We start from the raw sequence: 20,133 nt of genomic DNA, 5'->3' as shown, positions 1-20,133 counted from the left end.
CAAATATTGCGCGGCGAAATGAAATTATAGAGCGTCAGAGGATGCGAAACAGCGGCTCAAAATGAGTAAATGGTGGGAGAAAAAAACCCGCGTAGTTTTAACCAGGCGAAAAAGCACGCAGGATAAAAAACTTCAAAATAAATCATAACCAGGCATATTTACTCCAGCACACGCCAAAGTAAATATGATGTTCGTTTAGGGATCAGAGGGTCAATACACACTGGCTTAGTAAAGATTTCATCCACATATTGCCGCGGTCTTTACTGGAAGACTCATGCCATGACAGATAACAGGTCAGCTGATTTTTCATCCACGGTAATGGAATGACAGATAAATTCAGGATGCCGGTATTGGCCTGCGCTAACCAGCGGGGAACCAATGCCACCATGTCGGTTTTCGACACGATTTCCATGACGCTGTAGAGATCGGTTCCCTGATAGGCGATTAAAGATTGCAGCTCAGGATCATCATAATAAGGCGCACTGAAAGAATAGAAGCGATCAATCATCATGACAGCATGTTTTTCGCGCAGGTATTTCTCGTCGGACATGTAAGGGCTAATCCGGGGATGACTTTGTGCCGCAACCAATACCAGTTCGTCATTAAATAATGGTTCGTTACAGAAATCAGGTCGTTCAAATTTACGGTAGCTGATCATAAATTCGATATTTTGGTAGCGCAGCTGATGTTCAATATTATCAGTAACGATTGTCTGTAATTTGATACTGACGCTGCTGGCCAGGGTATCGACGGCGTGCAGAACCTGAGATGTCAGGCGTTTATCCAGCGGGCTGCAAATTGCGACGTTAAACTGTCGCATACTGACACTGGGGTCGAAGCCCGCACCGGGCAATTCATTCATGATCAACTGAAGTGCCTGACGAACAGGTCCGAACAGCTGACGGGCACGCATTGTCGGTTGGATGCCCCGACCGTAGCGAACAAATAAATCATCATTGAACATGATTTTCAAACGGGCCACAGCATTACTGACAGCGGGCTGAGACATGCCCAGCATATTGGCTGCACGTGTAATATTTTGTAATTGCATGACGGCATCGAAGACAGTCAATAAATTAAGATCGACATTACGCAGATGCGTTTCAAACTCAGCAGCTTTTGCAGAGTTTTCGGTAATGATGTCAGACATGTTTATCCCCATTAAAGATCATCACGCTCGAATAACAATGATTATCTTTAATTGATTTATTTAAACAAAATACGGCACAGTCATATCAGACTAATAAATAATAGCCCACAAAAATACGTGCCATTTCATAGTGTTATTATTTTAAAAGGACCTAAGCGTTGTTTCTAATAATCAGAAAGCAAAATATTAATCTCATATCTCTTCTAAAAACTGATGATATAAGACAATAAAATAATTACCGAAACAACATGCAAAAAATGAATAATAAGTTAAGCAGCAGTAAATCATATCTAATCAACTGAATCAGAAAGACTATTTTTCAATTAGATTAATTTATAGTTCATTTTTGTACTGTTTTTATCCAAGAAAATCGTCGTAATGGCTGAGAAATCCTTTCCTCCAAACACATGCTTACAGGTAGTGTTTTATGCTAAATGAGATTGCTTTTCATTTGTAAAAATTACCACTATTTCCACACCCTGAAGGTTGACATAGCACACACATTCCCGTATCACTTTAAGCACTGTTTGAACGATATCCGTTTTAACTACCCTATTAAGAGAAGCTGAAAATACATGTTCATGATTACCCGTCTCCTTGGCCTACTACTCAACGCAAAAAATTTGCGCGGTATGCCAGTGGGCGAAAATCAGAACTGATTCAACTTCCACAGACAATAAACCCGCGCCGATGCGCGGGTTTTTTTTTATCTCCCGCAGGGCGCGAAAAATAGAGCAGACAAGGAAAAACCCATGAGCGAGCAAGTCATTATTTTCGATACCACGCTGCGTGACGGTGAGCAGGCGTTACAAGCCAGCCTGAGTGTTAAAGAGAAGATTCAAATTGCAATGGCGCTGGAAAGGATGGGCGTTGACGTGATGGAAGTCGGCTTCCCGGTATCCTCCCCCGGCGATTTCGAGTCTGTGCAAACGATCGCGCGCCAGATTAAAAACAGCCGCGTTTGTGGTCTGGCACGTTGCGTAGACGGTGACATCGACGCTGCAGCCGAAGCATTACGCGTTGCTGAAGCCTTCCGCATCCATGTTTTCCTGGCCACCTCGACATTGCACATTGAGTCCAAACTGAAGCGTTCGTTTGATCAGGTTCTGGAGATGGCAGTTCACTCGGTGAAACGAGCCCGTAACTATACCGATGACGTCGAATTCTCATGCGAAGATGCGGGCCGTACACCGCTGGATAATCTGTGCCGCGTCGTCGAGGCCGCGATCAAAGCCGGAGCGACCACCATCAACATTCCTGATACGGTCGGTTACACCACCCCGGTTCAGTTTGGCGGCATCATTACTAATTTGTATGAGCGCGTGCCAAACATTGATAAAGCGATTATCTCCGTACACTGCCACGACGATCTGGGCATGGCGGTAGGTAACTCTATCGCGGCGATTCAGGCCGGTGCGCGTCAGGTAGAAGGCACACTGAACGGTATTGGCGAACGCGCCGGGAACACCGCACTGGAAGAAGTCATCATGGCGATCCGCACCCGCTCTGATTACATGAACGTCCACACCAATATCAATCACAAAGAAATCTATCGTACCAGCCAGATTGTCAGCCAGATAACCAACATGCCGATCCCTGGCAACAAAGCGATTGTCGGCTCCAACGCCTTCGCACACTCCTCCGGTATTCATCAGGATGGCGTGCTGAAAAATCGCGAAAACTACGAAATCATGACTCCGGAATCCATTGGTCTGAACCAGATTCAGTTAAACCTGACATCCCGTTCTGGTCGCGCCGCTGTGAAGCACCGTATGGAAGAAATGGGCTACAAAGAATCCGATTACAACATGGATCATCTGTATGCCGCGTTCCTGAAGCTGGCTGACAAAAAAGGTCAGGTTTTCGACTACGATTTAGAAGCGCTGGTGTTCATTAATAAGCAGCAAGAAGAGCCAGAGTTTTACCGACTGGACAACTTCAGCGTGCAGTCCGGCTCAAAGATCACTGCTACCGCATCAGTGAATCTGGCATGCGGCGATGAAATTATTACCGAAGCCGCCACCGGCAATGGCCCCGTTGATGCCGTCTATCAGGCGATTAACCGCATCACCGGTTATCAAATCGAGCTGGTGAAATATCAGCTGAGTGCCAAAGGTCAGGGCCGTGATGCACTGGGTCAGGTCGACGTGGTCGTTTCCTTTAATGGCCGCCGCTTCCACGGCGTGGGTCTGGCGACGGACATCGTTGAATCCTCCGCCAAAGCGATGGTTCACGTACTGAATAATATCTGGCGCAGCAAACAAGTTGAGATCGAAAAACAACGTTTGCAGCACGAAGTTAAGCAACAAAATAACATTCAAAATAATCAGGAAACGGTGTGAACATGAGCAAGACCCATCATATTGCCGTCTTACCCGGAGACGGAATTGGCCCGGAAGTTATGGCCCAGGCATACAAAGTTCTGGACGCAGTACGTGCGCGTTTTGGCCTGAAAATCAGCACCAGCGAATACGACGTCGGTGGCGCAGCTATCGATAAACACGGCAGTCCGTTGCCGGAAGCGACCGTTGCCGGTTGCGAACAAGCCGATGCTATTCTGTTCGGCTCGGTCGGTGGCCCGAAATGGGAACACCTGCCGCCAAATGATCAGCCGGAGCGCGGCGCATTGCTGCCCCTGCGTAAGCATTTCAAATTGTTCAGCAACCTGCGCCCTGCCCGGCTGTATCAGGGTCTGGAAGAATTCTGCCCGCTGCGTGCCGACATCGCCGCTAAAGGCTTCGACATTCTGTGCGTCCGTGAACTGACCGGCGGCATTTACTTCGGCCAGCCGAAAGGCCGAGAAGGCCAGGGTCAGCATGAGAAAGCCTTCGACACCGAAGTGTATTACCGCTTTGAGATCGAACGTATTGCCCGCATCGCCTTTGAATCTGCGCGCAAACGCCGCAGTATTGTGACTTCCATCGATAAAGCCAACGTATTGCAAACGTCCATTATGTGGCGTGAAGTGGTAAACGAAATTGCGAAGGATTACCCGGACGTCAGCCTGAGCCACATGTACATCGATAACGCGACTATGCAGCTGATAAAAGATCCGTCGCAGTTTGACGTACTGCTGTGCTCCAACCTGTTCGGCGACATCCTGTCTGACGAATGCGCAATGATTACCGGTTCCATGGGTATGTTGCCTTCCGCCAGCATGAACGAACAGGCGTTTGGTCTGTTCGAACCGGCGGGCGGTTCCGCGCCGGATATCGCCGGTAAAAACATCGCTAACCCGATTGCCCAGATCCTCTCTGCCGCGCTGTTGCTGCGTTACAGTCTGGGAGAGGATAAAGCGGCCAACGCTATCGAGCAGGCCGTCAATAAAGCGCTGGAAGCAGGACACCGCACCGGTGATTTGGCGAACGGCCAGCAGGCGCTGGGCACCAGTGAAATGGGCGATATCATTGCCCGCTTTGTTAAAGAAGGGGCATAACATGGCGAAGACGCTGTATCAGAAACTGTATGACGCGCACGTCGTTTACGAAGCGCAAAATGAAACGCCGCTGTTGTACATCGATCGCCACCTGGTGCACGAAGTGACTTCTCCGCAGGCGTTCGACGGCCTGCGCGCGATGGGACGTCCGGTGCGTCAGCCGGGTAAAACCTTCGCCACGATGGACCACAACGTATCCACTCAAACCAAAGACATCAATGCAAGCGGCGAGATGGCGCGCATTCAGATGCAGGAATTGATCAAGAACTGCGCAGAATTTGGCGTGCAGCTGTATGACCTGAACCACCCCTTCCAGGGCATCGTTCACGTGATCGGCCCTGAGCAGGGCATGACCTTGCCGGGCATGACCATCGTCTGCGGCGACTCTCATACAGCGACGCACGGTGCGTTTGGCTCACTGGCTTTCGGTATCGGCACATCAGAAGTGGAACACGTGCTGGCGACGCAAACCCTGAAACAGGGTCGCGCTAAAACGATGAAAATCGAAGTGACCGGCGACGCACCTGCCGGTATCACCGCCAAAGACATCGTACTGGCGATCATCGGTAAAACCGGCAGCGCCGGCGGTACCGGTCACGTTGTCGAGTTCTGCGGTAAAGCCATTGAAGCGCTGAGCATGGAAGGTCGTATGACCCTGTGCAACATGGCGATTGAAATGGGCGCTAAAGCCGGTCTGGTCGCGCCAGACGACACCACATTTGCTTATCTGAAAGGCCGTCAGTTCGCGCCGAAAGATCAGAGCTGGGACGCTGCCGTCGAGTACTGGAAAACCCTGAAAACGGATGCGGATGCCAAATTCGACAGTGTGGTGACGCTGGACGCGGCAGATATCGCACCGCAGGTCACCTGGGGTACGAACCCCGGTCAGGTCATGGGCGTTAATCAGACGATCCCAAATCCTTCCTCTTTTGCCGATCCGGTAGAACGCGCATCCGCTGAAAAAGCGCTGGCATATATGGATTTGCAACCGGGCATTAAACTGACCGACGTGGCGATCGATAAAGTGTTCATCGGTTCCTGCACCAACTCACGTATCGAAGATTTACGCGCTGCCGCCGCCGTCGCCAAAGGTCGTAAAGTTGCGACCGGCGTGCAGGCGATTGTGGTACCCGGCTCCGGCCCGGTAAAAGCACAGGCCGAAGAAGAAGGTCTGGATAAGATCTTCATCGAAGCTGGTTTCGAATGGCGTCTGCCGGGCTGCTCTATGTGTCTGGCGATGAATAACGACCGTCTGGAACCGGGCGAACGTTGCGCGTCTACCAGCAACCGTAACTTCGAAGGCCGTCAGGGCCGTGGCGGACGCACGCATCTGGTCAGCCCGGCAATGGCGGCCGCTGCGGCAGTTACTGGCCGTTTCGCTGATATTCGTGAACTGAACTGAGGAAAACACCATGGCTAAATTTACCCAACACATCGGTCTGGTGGTTCCTTTGGATGCTGCTAACGTCGATACCGATGCCATCATTCCGAAACAGTTTTTGCAGAAAGTGACCCGCACTGGTTTCGGTCAGCATCTGTTCAACGACTGGCGTTTTCTGGACGACGCGGGTCAGGTGCCTAACCCGGACTTCGTTCTGAACAAGCCGCGTTATAAAGGCGCGAGTATTTTACTGGCGCGTGAAAACTTTGGCTGCGGTTCATCCCGTGAACATGCGCCGTGGGCGCTGACCGACTACGGTTTCCACGCGGTGATCGCCCCGAGTTTTGCCGATATCTTTTACGGTAACTCGTTCAACAACCAGTTGCTGCCAATCACCCTGAGCGATGCAGAAATTGATGAACTGTTCGCGCTGGTGAAAGATAATGAAGGCATCACTTTCGAAGTGGATCTGGAAGCGCAGACCGTCAAAGCCGGTGATAAAAGCTATCCATTTGTGATCGACAGCTTCCGCCGTCACTGCATGATCAACGGTCTGGACAGCATCGGTCTGACGCTGCAACACGAAGAAAACATCTCTGCTTACGAGAAGAATCAGCCTGTCTTTATGAACTGATTGCTACCCCGTCGGCATAAAAAAACCCGCGACTGTCGCGGGTTTTTCTTTTCATTTCATTCAGACGTCTTTGACTTTATACATGAGTCCTAATGCGATAATAGCCAACGCCGTCGCCACCCAGTACACCGGATAATGCCCGAAGCTTTCGACGATAAAGCCCTGCAATAACCCCGCGCAGATAACGCCAGTGGAAATGCTGTTGGTGAATAACGTAGTCGCTGAACCTGCACGGCCCGGCATCAAATCCTGAAAATAGAGCATCCCGATACCCGCCACGATGCCGATGAAAATCGCGTTAAACAGTTGCAGGAACATCAGCGCAGCTTTGAACTGGAACAGCACCAATCCGGCGTAGAAAACCACACCGCTCGCCACCGCATACAGCATCAGCTTGCGCTTACCTGTGCGTTTGACCAGATAACCCGCAAGCAACATCGCCGGAATTTCGAGCCCTGCAGCCGTCCCCATCAGCAAGCCCGCCAGCCCTTCCGGTAAGCCCAGATCGCTGGTGATATAAAGCGGCATATCAATCACGTACATGATGTTGCAGGTCCACATCAGTAAGGATGCAAAGAAGAGCAGGCGCACATCTTTATTGCGCCACGCGCTGACCGGCACCACTTTTTCGTCCACAGGTTGCTCAACGCGCGGCACTGACGGCAGGAAGAAGACAATCATGAGTATGCTGCCGACAAACACTGCCGCTGCGCTCAGGTACATCGGTGTAAAGCCGTAATTCAGCGCCAGCATAAAAGAAAGTGGCGGGCCGAGCACCCACGCCAGCGAGAGCATTGCACGCATCATCGAGCTGAACATCACCACTTCGCTTGATGAGCGATCGGCATGTTCTCGCGCCAGTGCAAACAGCTGCGGCATCGAGGCATTACCGATCGCCGCCAGCAATACGCCGACGGTAATCAGCACCAGATAGTCGCGGCTGAACGCAAAGACCAGACTGTTACCGATGGCCATCAGGCAACAAAAGATCAGCAGCTTGCGGCGGTCACCTTTATTGTCGGAACGGTTCGCCAGCAGAAAACTGATCGCAATCCCGGCGATGGCATTGACGGTATAAAAGAAGCCAACCCACAGCGGGCGGACTTTCACTTCATTGGTCAGAAACAGACTCAGCGTCGGCGCCTGTAACGCGCCAGCGATACCACACAGCAAGGACACCACCAGAAAGGTGACATAAATGGCATTAATACGAGGTTTTGGCATGACGTCGTCCCTGAGAAATGAAAGTCTTACAAACAAGACCCCCAGTGTAGCTAAGTTTTAAAGGGTTTCGAGGGGTTCTGAAAAATGGATATAAAAAAACCAGTGAGTCTCCCCACTGGCTGGTGAAATTACACCATTACTCAGAAAATCGAATTTGGTCGTACCTGCGGACGTGGGGTCAGATTCGCTGACGGTATTGCTCCTCGTCCAGCGTCTCCATATCCCACTGGGTCAGCCGGGAGAGAATATCCATCCGGTAATCCACCGGCACCCAGGACAACCAGTCAGCATGATTTTTTGCCGCGTTGCGTTTAATGGCAGCGCTGCTAATAGCGGAGAAATAACGCTGATAAAAACGGGCATTCAAAGTGCGTTTCATGAAGACCTCCGGGTATTTACAACAGGCTTTCGTTGAGAAACAGTATCGGAGTAATATGGGGAAAGATAAATTGATGAAAATCGTCCATGGAGTTCCCCTTTTATGACCTCACCGCGTTTGCAGCAACAATTCATCCGGTTGTGGCAATCCTGTCACGGCGAAGAAACCGAAACGACATTGCAGGCGCTGTCCGAGATCCTGAACTGTTCGCGGCGGCACATGCGTTCACTGCTCAACGCTATGCAGGAACTGGGCTGGCTGAAGTGGGATGCCGAGGCCGGGCGCGGCAAACGTTCCCGGCTGACATTTCTCTATACCGGGCTGGCCCTCCAGCAGCAGCGCGCCGAAGAGCTTCTCGATCAAGATAAAGTCGAACAACTGGTGCAACTGGTGGGTGATAAAACTCAGGTGCGCCAGATGTTGCTGTCGCAACTGGGCCGCAGCTTCCGTCAGGGTAAACATATCCTGCGCGTGCTGTATTATCGTCCGTTGTTTAACCTGCTGCCTGGTACCATGTTGCGCCGTTCTGAAACGCATATCGCCCGTCAAATCTTCAGCGGTCTGACGCGCATAAATGAGGAAAAAGGGGAAGTAAAAGCTGATTTGGCCCATCACTGGCAGGAGATCACACCGCTGCACTGGCGGTTTTATCTGCGTCCTGCGATCCATTTCCATCATGGCCGCGAACTGGAGATGGCGGATATCATCGCCACGTTTACCCGACTGCAAAAGGCTCACCGGTTATTTAGCAATCTCGCGTCAGTTTCCTCGCCCACACCCAATGTGATCGATATCCATCTGTTGACTCCCGACCGCTGGCTGCCGTGGCTGTTTGGTAATGTTCACGCCATGATCCTGCCGCAGGAGTGGCAGTCACTGCCCGACTTTGCCCGACATCCGGTCGGCACCGGCCCTTACGCCGTGGTGCGTAATCAGAAAACGCAGCTGCGTATCCGTGCGTTTGACGAGTATTTCGGTTTTCGCGCACTGATTGATGAAGTGAATATCTGGGTACTCCCGGAGCTGACCGAAGATCTGGTTCATTCCGGCGTGCAGTTACAGGCGGATGAATCCGGCAAAAGCGAGCTGGAAAGCCGCCTTGAAGAAGGTTGTTATTTCCTGCTGTTCGATAAGCGATCGTCCGTCGGACAACAGAATGAAATCCGCGAATGGCTCTGTGAATTACTCAGCCCGATTGCATTACTCAACGCCGCAGAACCCATTTATCAACGCTACTGGTCGCCGGCCTATGGCCTGCTGCCTCGCTGGCATCATAAAGACTCGCAGGCGCGACCGATAAAACCGCAGGGTCTGACACAGATAACACTGACGTTTTACAGCGAACATTCGGAGCATCACGCAATCTGCAATGCACTGAGTCCGCTGCTGGCGGCAGAAGGTATCGAACTGATCATTCAGATTGTGGATTACGCCATCTGGCACCGCGGTGAGGCAAAAAGCGATTTGTGGCTCGGCAGCGCTAACTTTACCCTGCCGTTAGAGTTCTCCCTGTTTGCGACATTCTTCGAGCTGCCGTTAGCCGCGCACTGTTTCAGCAATGACATGAGCGAGGACGCCGCGTTATGGCACGCGGGTAAATTCTCCATGGCCGAATGGAGCCAGAAACAGGTTGCCAGTCATCACATTCATCCGCTGTTCCATCACTGGTTAGTTTTGCAAGGGCAACGCAGTATGCGCGGCGTGCGCATGAACACCCTTGGCTGGTTTGACTTTAAATCCGCCTGGTTTGCACCCCCTGACAGCTAATCGGACTTTCGCATCGCCACGTTAATCTCTAGAATGACATCCGTTCTCAACGGGGTGCCTGAAGTTTATTCTTTTCAAAGAAGAATGAGCTCGATCTTTAAACGCCGCGAGCACGTGTTCAGCGGGTGAAGTCCAGCGCACAGCCAGCGCAGCGTACATCAGTACGTGAGCATGGCGAGCACTGTACGACGCCCGATCAACATCTGCGCAGCAAGTTTAAAAAGGCTGAGAGTAAACCCGTCGAACCTGGTCCGGTTAATCCCGGCGGAGGGATTTGAGACTGTGCCTCGCTCACTCAAAAACCTTTGCCCCTTTATTTTTTTGGAGCGCAAAGTTGAAAAAATTACTTCCCTGCCTGCTGTTACTTTCTGCCCCGGCCTTTGCGGCCACGGACAGTGCGACTAAACCCGTCCTGACGGTTTACACCTACGACTCGTTTTCTGCCGACTGGGGGCCGGGTCCTGCCATCAAAAAAGCCTTTGAAGCGCAATGCGGCTGCGAGCTGAAATACGTCGCGCTGGAGGATGGTGTGTCTTTGCTTAACCGTCTGCGCATGGAAGGCAAAAACAGTAAAGCTGACGTGGTACTCGGGCTTGATAACAATCTGCTGCAAGCCGCGGAGCAAACCGGGCTTTTCGCTAAAGCCCCGAAAACCGAGGCCAAACTGACTGTCCCCGGCGGCTGGGATAACAGCACCTTCGTGCCTTACGATTACGGCTATTTCGCGTTCGTCTACGATAAAAACAAACTGAAAAATCCGCCGAAAAGTCTTGATGAGCTGATTAACAGCGATCAGAAATGGAAAGTGATCTACGAAGATCCGCGCACCAGCACGCCGGGTCTGGGTCTGATGCTGTGGATGCAAAAAGTCTATGGCGATAAAGCACCGCAAGAATGGCAGAAACTGGCGAAGAAAACCGTTACTGTCACCAAAGGCTGGAGCGAGGCCTACGGTTTGTTCCTCAAAGGCGAAAGCGATCTGGTACTGAGTTACACCACCTCTCCGGCGTATCACATCATCGAAGAGAAAAAGGATAACTACGCGGCCGCCAGTTTCACCGAAGGTCACTACATGCAGGTGGAAGTGGCGGGCCAGCTGGCAAACAGCAAACAGCCGAAGCTGGCAGAACAGTTTATGAAATTCGTCACCACCGATGGTTTCCAGAAAGTGATACCGACCGGTAACTGGATGTATCCGGTGATCGCCACGCCGCTGCCCGATGCTTTTAATCAGCTGACGGTACCGGCAAAATCGCTGCAATACAGCGCGCAGGACGTCGCGACTCACCGCACAGAATGGATCCAGGCGTGGCAGAACGCGGTCAGCCGTTGATCCCACGCTGGCTGTGGCCGGGCGCGGTGGCATCGCTGGCGATGCTGCTGGTGGCTGCGCTGGCTCTTGGCTCTCTGTGGCGTCATGCGCCGCAGATGAGCGGCGCCTCGCTGTGGCAGGATCCCTATCTCTGGCATGTGATCCGTTTCACCTTCTGGCAGGCGCTGCTTTCAGCGCTCTGCTCGGTACTGCCCGCGATTTTACTGGCGCGGGCGCTGTTTCGCCGTCGTTTTCCCGGCCGTCAGTTGCTGCTGCGTTTATGCGCAATGACGCTGGTGCTGCCGGTGCTGGTAGCCGTGTTTGGCATTCTCAGCGTCTACGGCAGACAAGGCTGGCTGGCGCAGGTGTGCGGCTGGCTCGGCGTGGATTATCATTTTTCACCCTACGGCTTACAGGGCATTTTGCTGGCGCACATCTTCTTCAATCTGCCGCTCGCCACCCGCCTGTTGTTGCAGGCGCTGGAGAATATCGCCGTCGAACAGCGCCAGCTTGCCGCACAGCTTGGCATGAATGCGTGGCAGCAGTTCCGCTTTGTCGAATGGCCTGCCCTGCGCCGCCAGATTTTCCCCGCCGCGGCCCTGATTTTCATGCTGTGTTTTGCCAGCTTCGCCACCGTACTGTCTCTCGGCGGAGGGCCACAGGCGACCACTATCGAACTGGCAATCTATCAGGCTCTCAGTTATGACTACGATTTAGGCCGTGCCGCCACGCTGGCGCTGATCCAGCTGTTCTGCTGTCTGGCGCTGGTGTTGCTGAGCCAGAAACTCAGCCAGGCGCTGCCGGTGGGACAGACGCACTCCCAGCGCTGGCGTAATCCCGATGACTCTCTGCCGCGCCGCCTCGCTGACGGGGTGCTGATCGGCTTCGCACTGCTGCTGATCCTGCCACCGCTGCTGGCGGTGATTTTTGATGGCGTGAATCGCGCTGCGGTCAGCGTTCTGCAACAGGCCGCGTTGTGGCAGGCGTTGTGGACGTCAGTGCGCATAGCACTGGGCAGCGGATTGCTTTGCTTACTGTTGACCATGATGTTGCTGTGGAGCAGCCGCGAACTGCGTTTACGCAAGCAGTACGGCTGGGCGCAGGCGCTGGATCTCAGCGGGATGCTGATCCTTGCGATGCCGGGCATCGTGCTGGCGACCGGATTTTTCCTGCTGCTCGGCGACACCACCGGTTTGCCGCAATCGCCGTGGCCACTGGTGATCCTCACTAATGCGCTGATGGCCGTGCCATATGCGTTAAAAGTGCTGGATAACCCGATGCGCGACGTCGCAGAACGCTACAATCCGCTGTGTCTTTCGCTGGATATGCACGGCTGGCAGCGGCTGCGCCGGGTAGAGCTGAGTGCGCTGAAACGCCCGTTAGCCCAGGCACTGGCGTTTGCCTGCGTGCTGTCGCTGGGGGATTTCGGCGTGATCGCCCTGTTCGGCAATGAAGATTTCCGCACGTTGCCGTTTTATTTGTATCAGCAGATCGGTTCCTACCGCAGTCAGGACGGCGCGGTGACTGCGCTGTTATTGCTGCTGCTGTGCTTCCTGTTATTCACCCTGATCGAGAAACTGCCGGGCCGCCATGCTGACGCTGAATAAACTGACTTATCTGTACGAGCATCTGCCGATGCGTTTTGATTTACACATCAACGCGGGCGAACGCGTGGCGATCCTCGGCCCGAGCGGCGCGGGCAAAAGTACGCTGCTGAGCCTGGTCGCTGGTTTTCTCGCGCCGGTGAGCGGGCAGATCCTGCTCAATGGCGACGATCACAGCACCACGCCACCGGCGAAACGTCCGGTGGCGATGCTGTTTCAGGAGAACAATTTGTTCTCACATCTGAACGTGCGTCAGAACATGGGGCTGGGGTTACATCCGGGGCTGAAACTCAGCACGAAGCAAAAGCAGGATTTGGAAGAGATCGCCCGACAGGTCGGGCTGAGTGATTGTCTGGATCGCCTGCCGTCACAGCTTTCCGGTGGCCAGCGGCAGCGGGTGGCGCTGGCGCGCTGTCTGTTACGCAGCCAGCCGATTTTGCTGCTCGACGAGCCTTTCTCAGCGCTCGATCCGGCGCTGCGCAGTGAAATGCTGAGCTTGCTGGATAAAGTCTGCGGGCAGCGCAATCTGACGCTGCTGATGGTGTCACATAATCTCGATGATGCGGCGCGGATTGCCCCGCGCACCCTGCTGGTAGTCGACGGCCGGATTTTCTACGATGGCCCGACGCAGGCGCTGGTGGACGGCACCGCGCCGGAAGCTAAAGTGCTAGGCATCAGTCCCGTCAGCGGGTGATCACCTTCCACAAAAGATGGCCGTAAACCGGCATCATCGGCTGCTTACTGAGCATCACCATGCTCACCACCGTCGCCACCACGCTCAGCACGCACACCACCCGTAATCGCGACAGCGGCAGCCATTTGGTCATCATGTCCGGCGAGCCTTTTCCGGCGCGGAACCAGCGCCACGCCAGCCAGGCACTGAGCCAGATCAGCATTACGCTGATAAACAGCATCCATTTGAATACGCCGCTGTTGTGACTGGCCGGAATGTCGATGGCGACACCTGCCAGGATCCCCGGCAGGAAATAGACCGGCGGCCAGGTGATACAACCGACAATATTCGGCGGCGCAAATTTATACGGTGGCAGATTAAGCATACCGGCAACCAGCGGCACCAGAGGACGCGTCGGGCCGATAAAACGTCCCAGAATCACCGTGGCAAAACTGTGGCGGTCGAGGGCATATCCTGTTTTATCGAGCAAAGACTGATAGCGCTGAAGGAAGCGCCAGCGGTGCAGCGGTTCTTTGAACCCACGCCCGATAAAGTAGGACGCCCAGTCGCCGAGGAAGCAACCCAGTCCGGCTGCCAGCCAGGCTTCGTACAGGCCGACCTGACCACTGCCGATCAGCGTCCCCAGCGTGGCCATCATCACCGTGCCCGGCAGGATTAGCCCGACCAGCGCCAATGATTCGAAAAATGCGACGACAGCGACAATAATTAAAGCAAAGCCCACCGACTGAGCGACCAGATGTTGTAGATAGGCTTCCATAAATTCCCAGTATTCAGTTACGCGAATTGCGCAGATAAATGAGACAAATGTGAGTTTTCTGCATTCTCATTGTAGTCAAAACATTAAGCGGCTGAATTGTCAGCGCACGAACTTTCACAGTCAACCGTGTAATTGTATGCGTATTTGGCTGAGACCTTAGTAATAGACAAAGACTGTATAAATAACCATACTCTGTCTTTGACGATCTCTTATCCATCTCTGTCGTTCCGAGGCGCTTATCAACTCCCCAAACGTACGTCCCTCTTCTGCCATCGCTGACGCCACACCACGTCAGGGTTTTGTACTAACCCGCCACTGGCGCGACACACAGCGGGGTACCGAGGTGGAATTGTGGCTGGCGACGGACGAGGGCGCGCAAAAAATCCGTCTGCCGTTACAGGAGTCCGTGGCGTTTATCCCTGCCGTTCATAAGGCTCAGGCGGAACGTATTCTGGCCGATGAAAAAAATGTCAGTTTACGCGCATTGCCGATGCAGGATTTCCATTCGCGGCCGGTTCTCGGCCTGTATTGCCCACAGCATCGCCAGTTGATGCGCATCGAAAAGCTGCTAAAAGAAGGCGGCGTTCAGGTGTATGAGGCGGATATTCGCCCGCCGGAACGTTTTCTGATGGAGCGTTATATCACCGCGCCGGTCTGGTTTAGCGGTAAACCGGGGCCGGGCAATCTGCTGCTCGACACCAAAATGAAGCCTGCCGAAGGCTACCGGCCACCGATGAAACTCTGTTCACTGGATATCGAAACCAGCGGTAACGGCGAGCTGTATTGCATCGGGCTGGAAGGCTGCGGGCAACGCCACGTCTATATGCTCGGGCCGCCAAACGGTGACCCTGAAAGTAAGTTTGATTTCCATCTGGAATACGTCGACAGCCGCCCGCAGCTGCTGCAAAAGCTAAATGAATGGCTGGAACGGTACGACCCGGACGCCATCATCGGGTGGAACGTGGTGCAGTTTGATCTGCGCGTGCTGCAAAAACACGCAGAACGTTACAAGACTCCGCTGCGTTTTGGTCGCGACGGCGGTGAACTGGAATGGCGCGAGCACGGTTTCAAGCAGGGCCATTTTTTTGCCGCCGCTGCCGGACGCCTGATCATTGATGGCATCGAAGCCCTGAAATCCGCATTCTGGAATTTCAATTCATTTAGCCTCGAATTCGTTTCGCAAAGTTTGCTGGGCGAAGGGAAATCCAGCGACAGCCCTTATCAGCGGCTGGCGGAAATCGAACAGCGTTTTCGTGAAGACAAACCAGCGCTGGCTCGCTACAACCTCAAAGACTGCGAACTGGTTACGCGTATTTTCGCCAAAACGGAGCTGATGCCATTCCTGCTCGAGCGCGCGTCGGTCACCGGTCTGGCGGTCGATCGCAGCGGCGGTTCGGTGGCGGCATTTACCCATCTTTATCTTCCCCGTATGCACCGCGCCGGTTATGTCGCGCCCAATCTGGGCGAGCTGGAAGGCGAAATGAGCCCCGGCGGATTTGTGATGGATTCGCGCCCCGGTTTGTACGACTCCGTGTTGGTGCTCGATTACAAAAGTCTGTACCCGTCGATTATCCGCACCTTTCTGATTGATCCGGTCGGGCTGGTTGCCGGACTTCAACAGCCAGACGACGAACACTCGGTGCCCGGCTATCGCAATGCGCGTTTCTCGCGGGAAAAACATTGCCTGCCGGAGATCGTCCGTCAAATCTGGATGGGCCGGGAAGAAGCCAAAAAGCAGAAAAACAAACCGCTGTCTCAGGCGCTGAAAATCATCATGAACGCCTTTTACGGCGTGCTGGGGTCAAGCGGCTGCCGGTTCTTTGATCCGCGTCTCGCCTCGTCGATTACCCTGCGCGGACACGACATCATGCGTCAGACCCGTGAACTGATTGAGGCCGAAGGCTATCAGGTGATTTATGGCGATACCGATTCCACCTTCGTCTGGCTGAACAAAGCGCACAGTCAGGAAGACGCAGACGTGATTGGGCGCCATCTGGTGGAACAGGTGAATACGTGGTGGAAGGCGCATTTACAGCAGGAGTACGGGCTGGAAAGCGCGCTGGAGCTGGAGTTTGAAACGCATTATCAGCGCTTTTTGATGCCGACCATTCGCGGGTCGGAAACCGGCAGTAAAAAACGCTATGCCGGGCTGGTAAAAGACGCCGACGGTGAACATATCGTCTATAAAGGTCTGGAAACCGTGCGCACGGACTGGACACCGCTCGCGCAGGTCTTTCAGCAGGAACTGTATCAGCGAATTTTCCACCGTCAGCCTTATCAGGATTATGTCCGTGACTACGTAGCCAGCACGCTCAATGGTGAGTTTGATGATAAACTGGTCTATCGAAAACGCCTGCGCCGTAAGCTCAGCGACTATGAGAAAAACGTGCCGCCGCATGTTCGCGCAGCGCGGTTAGCCGATGAGTATAACGCGCTGCACGGACGGGCGAAGCAGTACCAGAACGGCGGCTGGATTAGCTACGTGATGACCACGTCCGGGCCGGAACCGTTGGAGAACCGCCTGTCCCCTATCGACTACGATCATTACATTGAACGCCAGCTGGAACCGGTGGCCGACGGCATTTTGCCTTTCCTGCATGACGATTTTGCTACACTTATTACAGGTCAGATGGGGCTGTTTTAAACAAAAGTTGGCGCGGGTCCGGTGATTCGCAGGTGACGAATCGTTTACCTTCCATTACCATAGCGCCCTTTCCCATTTCTGAATCATCCTCACACAGTGAAACACTCCGCGCCTTCGGGCGGGGAAAGAAGACTATTGCCCGCGCGTCATCCGAGGCATAGCACGCATTGCGCAGTTGACGTCGCAGTTGCCACATCTGGAACACACAACACAGAGAGAGATTATGCCGTTTACATTGGGTCAACGCTGGATAAGCGATACGGAAAGCGAATTAGGATTAGGCACCGTGGTTGCAATAGATGTGCGCATGGTGACTTTGCTTTTCCCCGCCACCGGTGAAAACCGTTTGTATGCCCGAAATGATTCCCCGATCACCCGCGTGATGTTCAATACCGGTGATACCATCAGTTGCCACGAAGGGTGGCAGCTGCAAGTCGAAGAAGTCATTGAAGATAAAGGTCTGTTGACCTACATCGGCACCCGTCTTGATACCGAAGAAACCGGCGTCGCCATGCGCGAAGTGCTGCTCGACAGCAAGCTGACCTTCAGCAAGCCGCAGGATCGCCTCTTCGCTGGCCAGATCGACCGCATGGATCGTTTCGCCCTGCGCTTTCGTGCCCGCAAATATCAGCGTGAACAGTTCCGTCTGGAATTTGGCGGCCTGCGCGGCATGCGCGCCAGCCTGATTCCGCATCAGTTACACATTGCTTATGAAGTCGGTCAGCGTCATGCGCCGCGCGTTTTACTGGCCGATGAAGTGGGTCTGGGTAAAACCATCGAAGCGGGGATGATAATCCATCAGCAACTGCTGTCAGGCCGCGCCGAACGCGTGCTGATCGTGGTACCGGAAACGCTGCAACACCAGTGGCTGGTCGAAATGCTGCGCCGCTTCAACCTGCGCTTCTCCCTGTTTGATGACGATCGCTACGCGGAATCCGTGCACGAAGCGACGAACCCGTTTGAAACCGAGCAACTGGTGATCTGTTCACTGGACTTCGTACGCCGCAATAAATCCCGTCTTGAGCAGCTGTCCGATGCATCCTGGGACATGCTGGTGGTCGATGAAGCGCACCATCTGGTGTGGAGCGAAGACGCGCCGAGCCGCGAATATCAGGTGATTGAACAGCTTTCACAACAAATCCCAAGCGTGCTGTTGCTGACCGCAACACCGGAACAGCTCGGGCAGGAAAGCCACTTTGCACGCCTGCGTTTACTTGATCCGGATCGTTTCCACGATTACGAAGAATTTATCGAAGAACAGCAGCAGTATCAGCCGGTCGCCGATGCGGTCACGCTGCTTCTCAATAAAGAACCGCTGACGCCGCAAGCGCTGGCATTGCTGGGTGAAAGCGTCGGCAATGCCGATACCGATGCCCTGCTGACCGCCGCCAATCAGGGCGACGAGGCAGCGGCTAAACAGCTGGTCTCCATGCTGATGGACCGCCACGGTACCAGCCGCGTGTTGTTCCGTAATACCCGTAACGGTGTGAAAGGCTTCCCGGATCGTCATCTGCATGCCGTGAAACTGCCGCTGCCGACCCAGTATCAGACCGCGATTAAAGTCTCGGGCATCATGGGCGCGAAAAAATCCGCCGAAGCGCGTGCGCACGACATGCTGTATCCGGAGCAGATTTATCAGGAATTCGAAGGCGAGAACGCGACGTGGTGGAACTTCGACCCGCGCGTGGAATGGCTGCTCGGCTATCTGACCGCCAACCGCGACGAGAAAGTGCTGGTTATCTGTGCGAAAGCCGCCACCGCGCTGCAACTGGAGCAGGTTCTGCGTGAGCGTGAAGCCATCCGCGCCGCAGTGTTCCATGAAGGTTTGTCGATCATTGAGCGTGATCGCGCCGCTGCCTACTTTGCGTCACAGGAAGAGGGTGCACAGGTTCTGCTGTGTTCTGAAATCGGATCTGAAGGCCGTAACTTCCAGTTCGCCAGTAAAATGGTGATGTTCGATCTGCCGTTCAACCCGGACCTGCTCGAGCAGCGTATTGGCCGTCTGGATCGTATCGGTCAGCAAAACAACATCGACATTATGGTGCCGTACCTCGAGCAAACCGCGCAGTCGGTGCTGGTTCGCTGGTTCCACGAAGGTCTGGACGCGTTCGAGCATACCTGTCCGACCGGCCGCACCATTTATGACAGCGCTTATGAACAGCTGATTGCTTTCCTCGCCACGCCTGCCGAGCAGGAAGGTCTGGATACATTTATCCTGAAATGCCGTGCTGAGCACGATGCGCTGAAAGAGAAGCTGGAAAATGGCCGTGACCGTCTGCTGGAGATGCATTCCAACGGCGGCGAACGTGCGCAGCAGCTGGCGAAGGAAATCGGTGAGCAGGATAACGACGTCAATCTGGTGAACTTTGCGCTGAACCTGTTCGATATCGTCGGGATCAATCAGGAAGATCGCAGCGATAATCTGATCGTGCTGACACCTTCTGATCACATGCTGGTGCCGGATTTCCCTGGTCTGCCGGAAGATGGTTGCACCGTGACGTTCGATCGCGAGCAGGCATTGTCGCGCGAAGATGCGCAGTTCATCAGCTGGGAACACCCGATCGTGCGTAACGGTCTGGATCTGATCCTCTCCGGTGATACGGGCAGTTGTGCGGTCTCGATCCTGAAAAACAAAGCGCTGCCTGTGGGCACTATGCTGGCGGAACTGATTTACGTGGTGGAATGTCAGGCACCGAAACATCTGCAGCTAACCCGCTTCCTGCCGCCAACGCCGGTGCGTATGCTGATAGACAGTAAAGGCACCAATCTGGCCGCTCAGGTCGAGTTTGAAAGCTTTAACCGCCAGTTGAACGCCATCAACCGTCACAACTCCAGCAAGCTGGTGAACGCTGTACAGCAGGATGTGCATACCATGCTGCAACAGGCTGAACCGCAAATTGCCGAGCAGGCGCGGGGGCTGATTGAAGCGGCTAAAGTTGAAGCCGACGAGCAACTGACACAGGAGCTTGCCCGACTGAAAGCGCTCAAAGAAGTGAACCCGAACATTCGTGATGACGAGCTGGACGCGGTAGACTCTAACCGTAAGCAAGTCCTGGCGAACCTGAACGATGCCAGCTGGCGTCTGGATGCGATCCGCCTGGTGGTGGTCAGCCACCAGTAAGCCTGACGGGATGCAGCCGGTCTGCATCCC

The 20,133-nt window shown here is 54.0% G+C and carries 15 protein-coding genes; 11 read left to right on the top strand and 4 right to left on the bottom strand.

Going from position 1 to position 20,133, the window contains the following annotated elements; genetic code table 11:
* Positions 1 to 202: 202 nt before the first annotated feature.
* Positions 203 to 1,150: a transcriptional regulator LeuO gene (gene leuO / locus GE278_03460; GenBank protein ID QLK59901.1), complete on the bottom strand. Its 948-nt coding sequence runs from the start codon at positions 1,148 to 1,150 to the stop codon at positions 203 to 205.
* Between the two features lie 575 nt (positions 1,151 to 1,725).
* Between leuO and leuL the strand changes: the two genes are divergently transcribed.
* The 5 genes from leuL to leuD all read left to right on the top strand — a co-directional run bounded on the left by leuL (position 1,726) and on the right by leuD (position 6,601).
* Complete coding sequence (leuL, locus tag GE278_03455; protein QLK63169.1) at positions 1,726 to 1,809, top strand: leu operon leader peptide; 84 nt, start codon at positions 1,726 to 1,728, stop codon at positions 1,807 to 1,809.
* A 93-nt stretch (positions 1,810 to 1,902) separates the two neighbouring features.
* A complete protein-coding gene (gene leuA / locus GE278_03450) occupies positions 1,903 to 3,492 on the top strand; it encodes a 2-isopropylmalate synthase (protein QLK59900.1) in 1,590 nt (529 codons plus the stop codon).
* Between the two features lie 2 nt (positions 3,493 to 3,494).
* Positions 3,495 to 4,586, top strand: a complete 1,092-nt coding sequence (gene leuB, locus GE278_03445; GenBank protein QLK59899.1) for a 3-isopropylmalate dehydrogenase — start codon at positions 3,495 to 3,497, stop codon at positions 4,584 to 4,586.
* A 1-nt stretch (position 4,587) separates the two neighbouring features.
* The gene (gene leuC, locus GE278_03440) at positions 4,588 to 5,988 is read left to right on the top strand and encodes a 3-isopropylmalate dehydratase large subunit (protein ID QLK59898.1); all 1,401 of its coding nucleotides are present in this window, start codon (positions 4,588 to 4,590) and stop codon (positions 5,986 to 5,988) included.
* A 10-nt stretch (positions 5,989 to 5,998) separates the two neighbouring features.
* A complete protein-coding gene (gene leuD, locus GE278_03435) occupies positions 5,999 to 6,601 on the top strand; it encodes a 3-isopropylmalate dehydratase small subunit (GenBank protein QLK59897.1) in 603 nt (200 codons plus the stop codon).
* A gap of 60 nt (positions 6,602 to 6,661) precedes the next feature.
* Here leuD and GE278_03430 read toward each other — a convergent pair whose 3' ends face one another.
* Both GE278_03430 and sgrT read right to left on the bottom strand, forming a co-directional pair.
* Positions 6,662 to 7,825, bottom strand: a complete 1,164-nt coding sequence (locus GE278_03430; protein ID QLK59896.1) for an MFS transporter — start codon at positions 7,823 to 7,825, stop codon at positions 6,662 to 6,664.
* 178 nt (positions 7,826 to 8,003) lie between these two features.
* Positions 8,004 to 8,204 carry a glucose uptake inhibitor SgrT gene (gene sgrT, locus GE278_03425; protein QLK59895.1) on the bottom strand — a complete coding sequence of 67 codons (201 nt, stop codon included), beginning with the start codon at positions 8,202 to 8,204 and terminating at the stop codon, positions 8,004 to 8,006.
* Positions 8,205 to 8,306: 102 nt separating this feature from the next.
* On the opposite strand from sgrT, the gene sgrR reads away from it, so the two are divergent.
* From sgrR to thiQ, 4 genes are all read left to right on the top strand, one after another.
* Positions 8,307 to 9,971 carry an HTH-type transcriptional regulator SgrR gene (gene sgrR, locus GE278_03420; GenBank protein ID QLK59894.1) on the top strand — a complete coding sequence of 555 codons (1,665 nt, stop codon included), beginning with the start codon at positions 8,307 to 8,309 and terminating at the stop codon, positions 9,969 to 9,971.
* A gap of 334 nt (positions 9,972 to 10,305) precedes the next feature.
* Positions 10,306 to 11,304 (top strand): thiamine ABC transporter substrate binding subunit, encoded by a 999-nt coding sequence (locus tag GE278_03415; protein ID QLK59893.1) that lies wholly within the window; start codon positions 10,306 to 10,308, stop codon positions 11,302 to 11,304.
* Positions 11,280 to 12,890 (top strand): thiamine/thiamine pyrophosphate ABC transporter permease ThiP, encoded by a 1,611-nt coding sequence (gene thiP / locus GE278_03410; GenBank protein ID QLK59892.1) that lies wholly within the window; start codon positions 11,280 to 11,282, stop codon positions 12,888 to 12,890. The genes GE278_03415 and thiP overlap by 25 nt, the downstream gene beginning before the upstream one ends.
* Positions 12,874 to 13,581: a thiamine ABC transporter ATP-binding protein ThiQ gene (thiQ, locus tag GE278_03405; protein QLK59891.1), complete on the top strand. Its 708-nt coding sequence runs from the start codon at positions 12,874 to 12,876 to the stop codon at positions 13,579 to 13,581. Before thiP ends, thiQ begins: the two co-directional genes overlap by 17 nt.
* Here thiQ and GE278_03400 read toward each other — a convergent pair.
* The gene (locus GE278_03400) at positions 13,571 to 14,338 is read right to left on the bottom strand and encodes a DedA family protein (protein ID QLK59890.1); all 768 of its coding nucleotides are present in this window, start codon (positions 14,336 to 14,338) and stop codon (positions 13,571 to 13,573) included. The genes thiQ and GE278_03400 overlap by 11 nt on opposite strands.
* A 271-nt stretch (positions 14,339 to 14,609) precedes the next feature.
* On the opposite strand from GE278_03400, the gene GE278_03395 reads away from it, so the two are divergent.
* Together GE278_03395 and rapA are read left to right on the top strand one after the other, a co-directional pair.
* Entirely contained in the window at positions 14,610 to 16,982 is a 2,373-nt protein-coding gene (locus tag GE278_03395) for a DNA polymerase II (GenBank protein QLK59889.1), read from the top strand.
* Between the two features lie 223 nt (positions 16,983 to 17,205).
* Positions 17,206 to 20,103, top strand: a complete 2,898-nt coding sequence (gene rapA, locus GE278_03390; protein ID QLK59888.1) for an RNA polymerase-associated protein RapA — start codon at positions 17,206 to 17,208, stop codon at positions 20,101 to 20,103.
* Positions 20,104 to 20,133 lie beyond the last annotated feature (30 nt).

This window comes from Enterobacteriaceae bacterium Kacie_13 (genome assembly GCA_013457415.1).
GTDB lineage: Bacteria > Pseudomonadota > Gammaproteobacteria > Enterobacterales > Enterobacteriaceae > Rahnella.
Note: the sequence above shows the minus strand (reverse complement) of the source record. Positions and strands in the feature narration are given on the sequence as shown.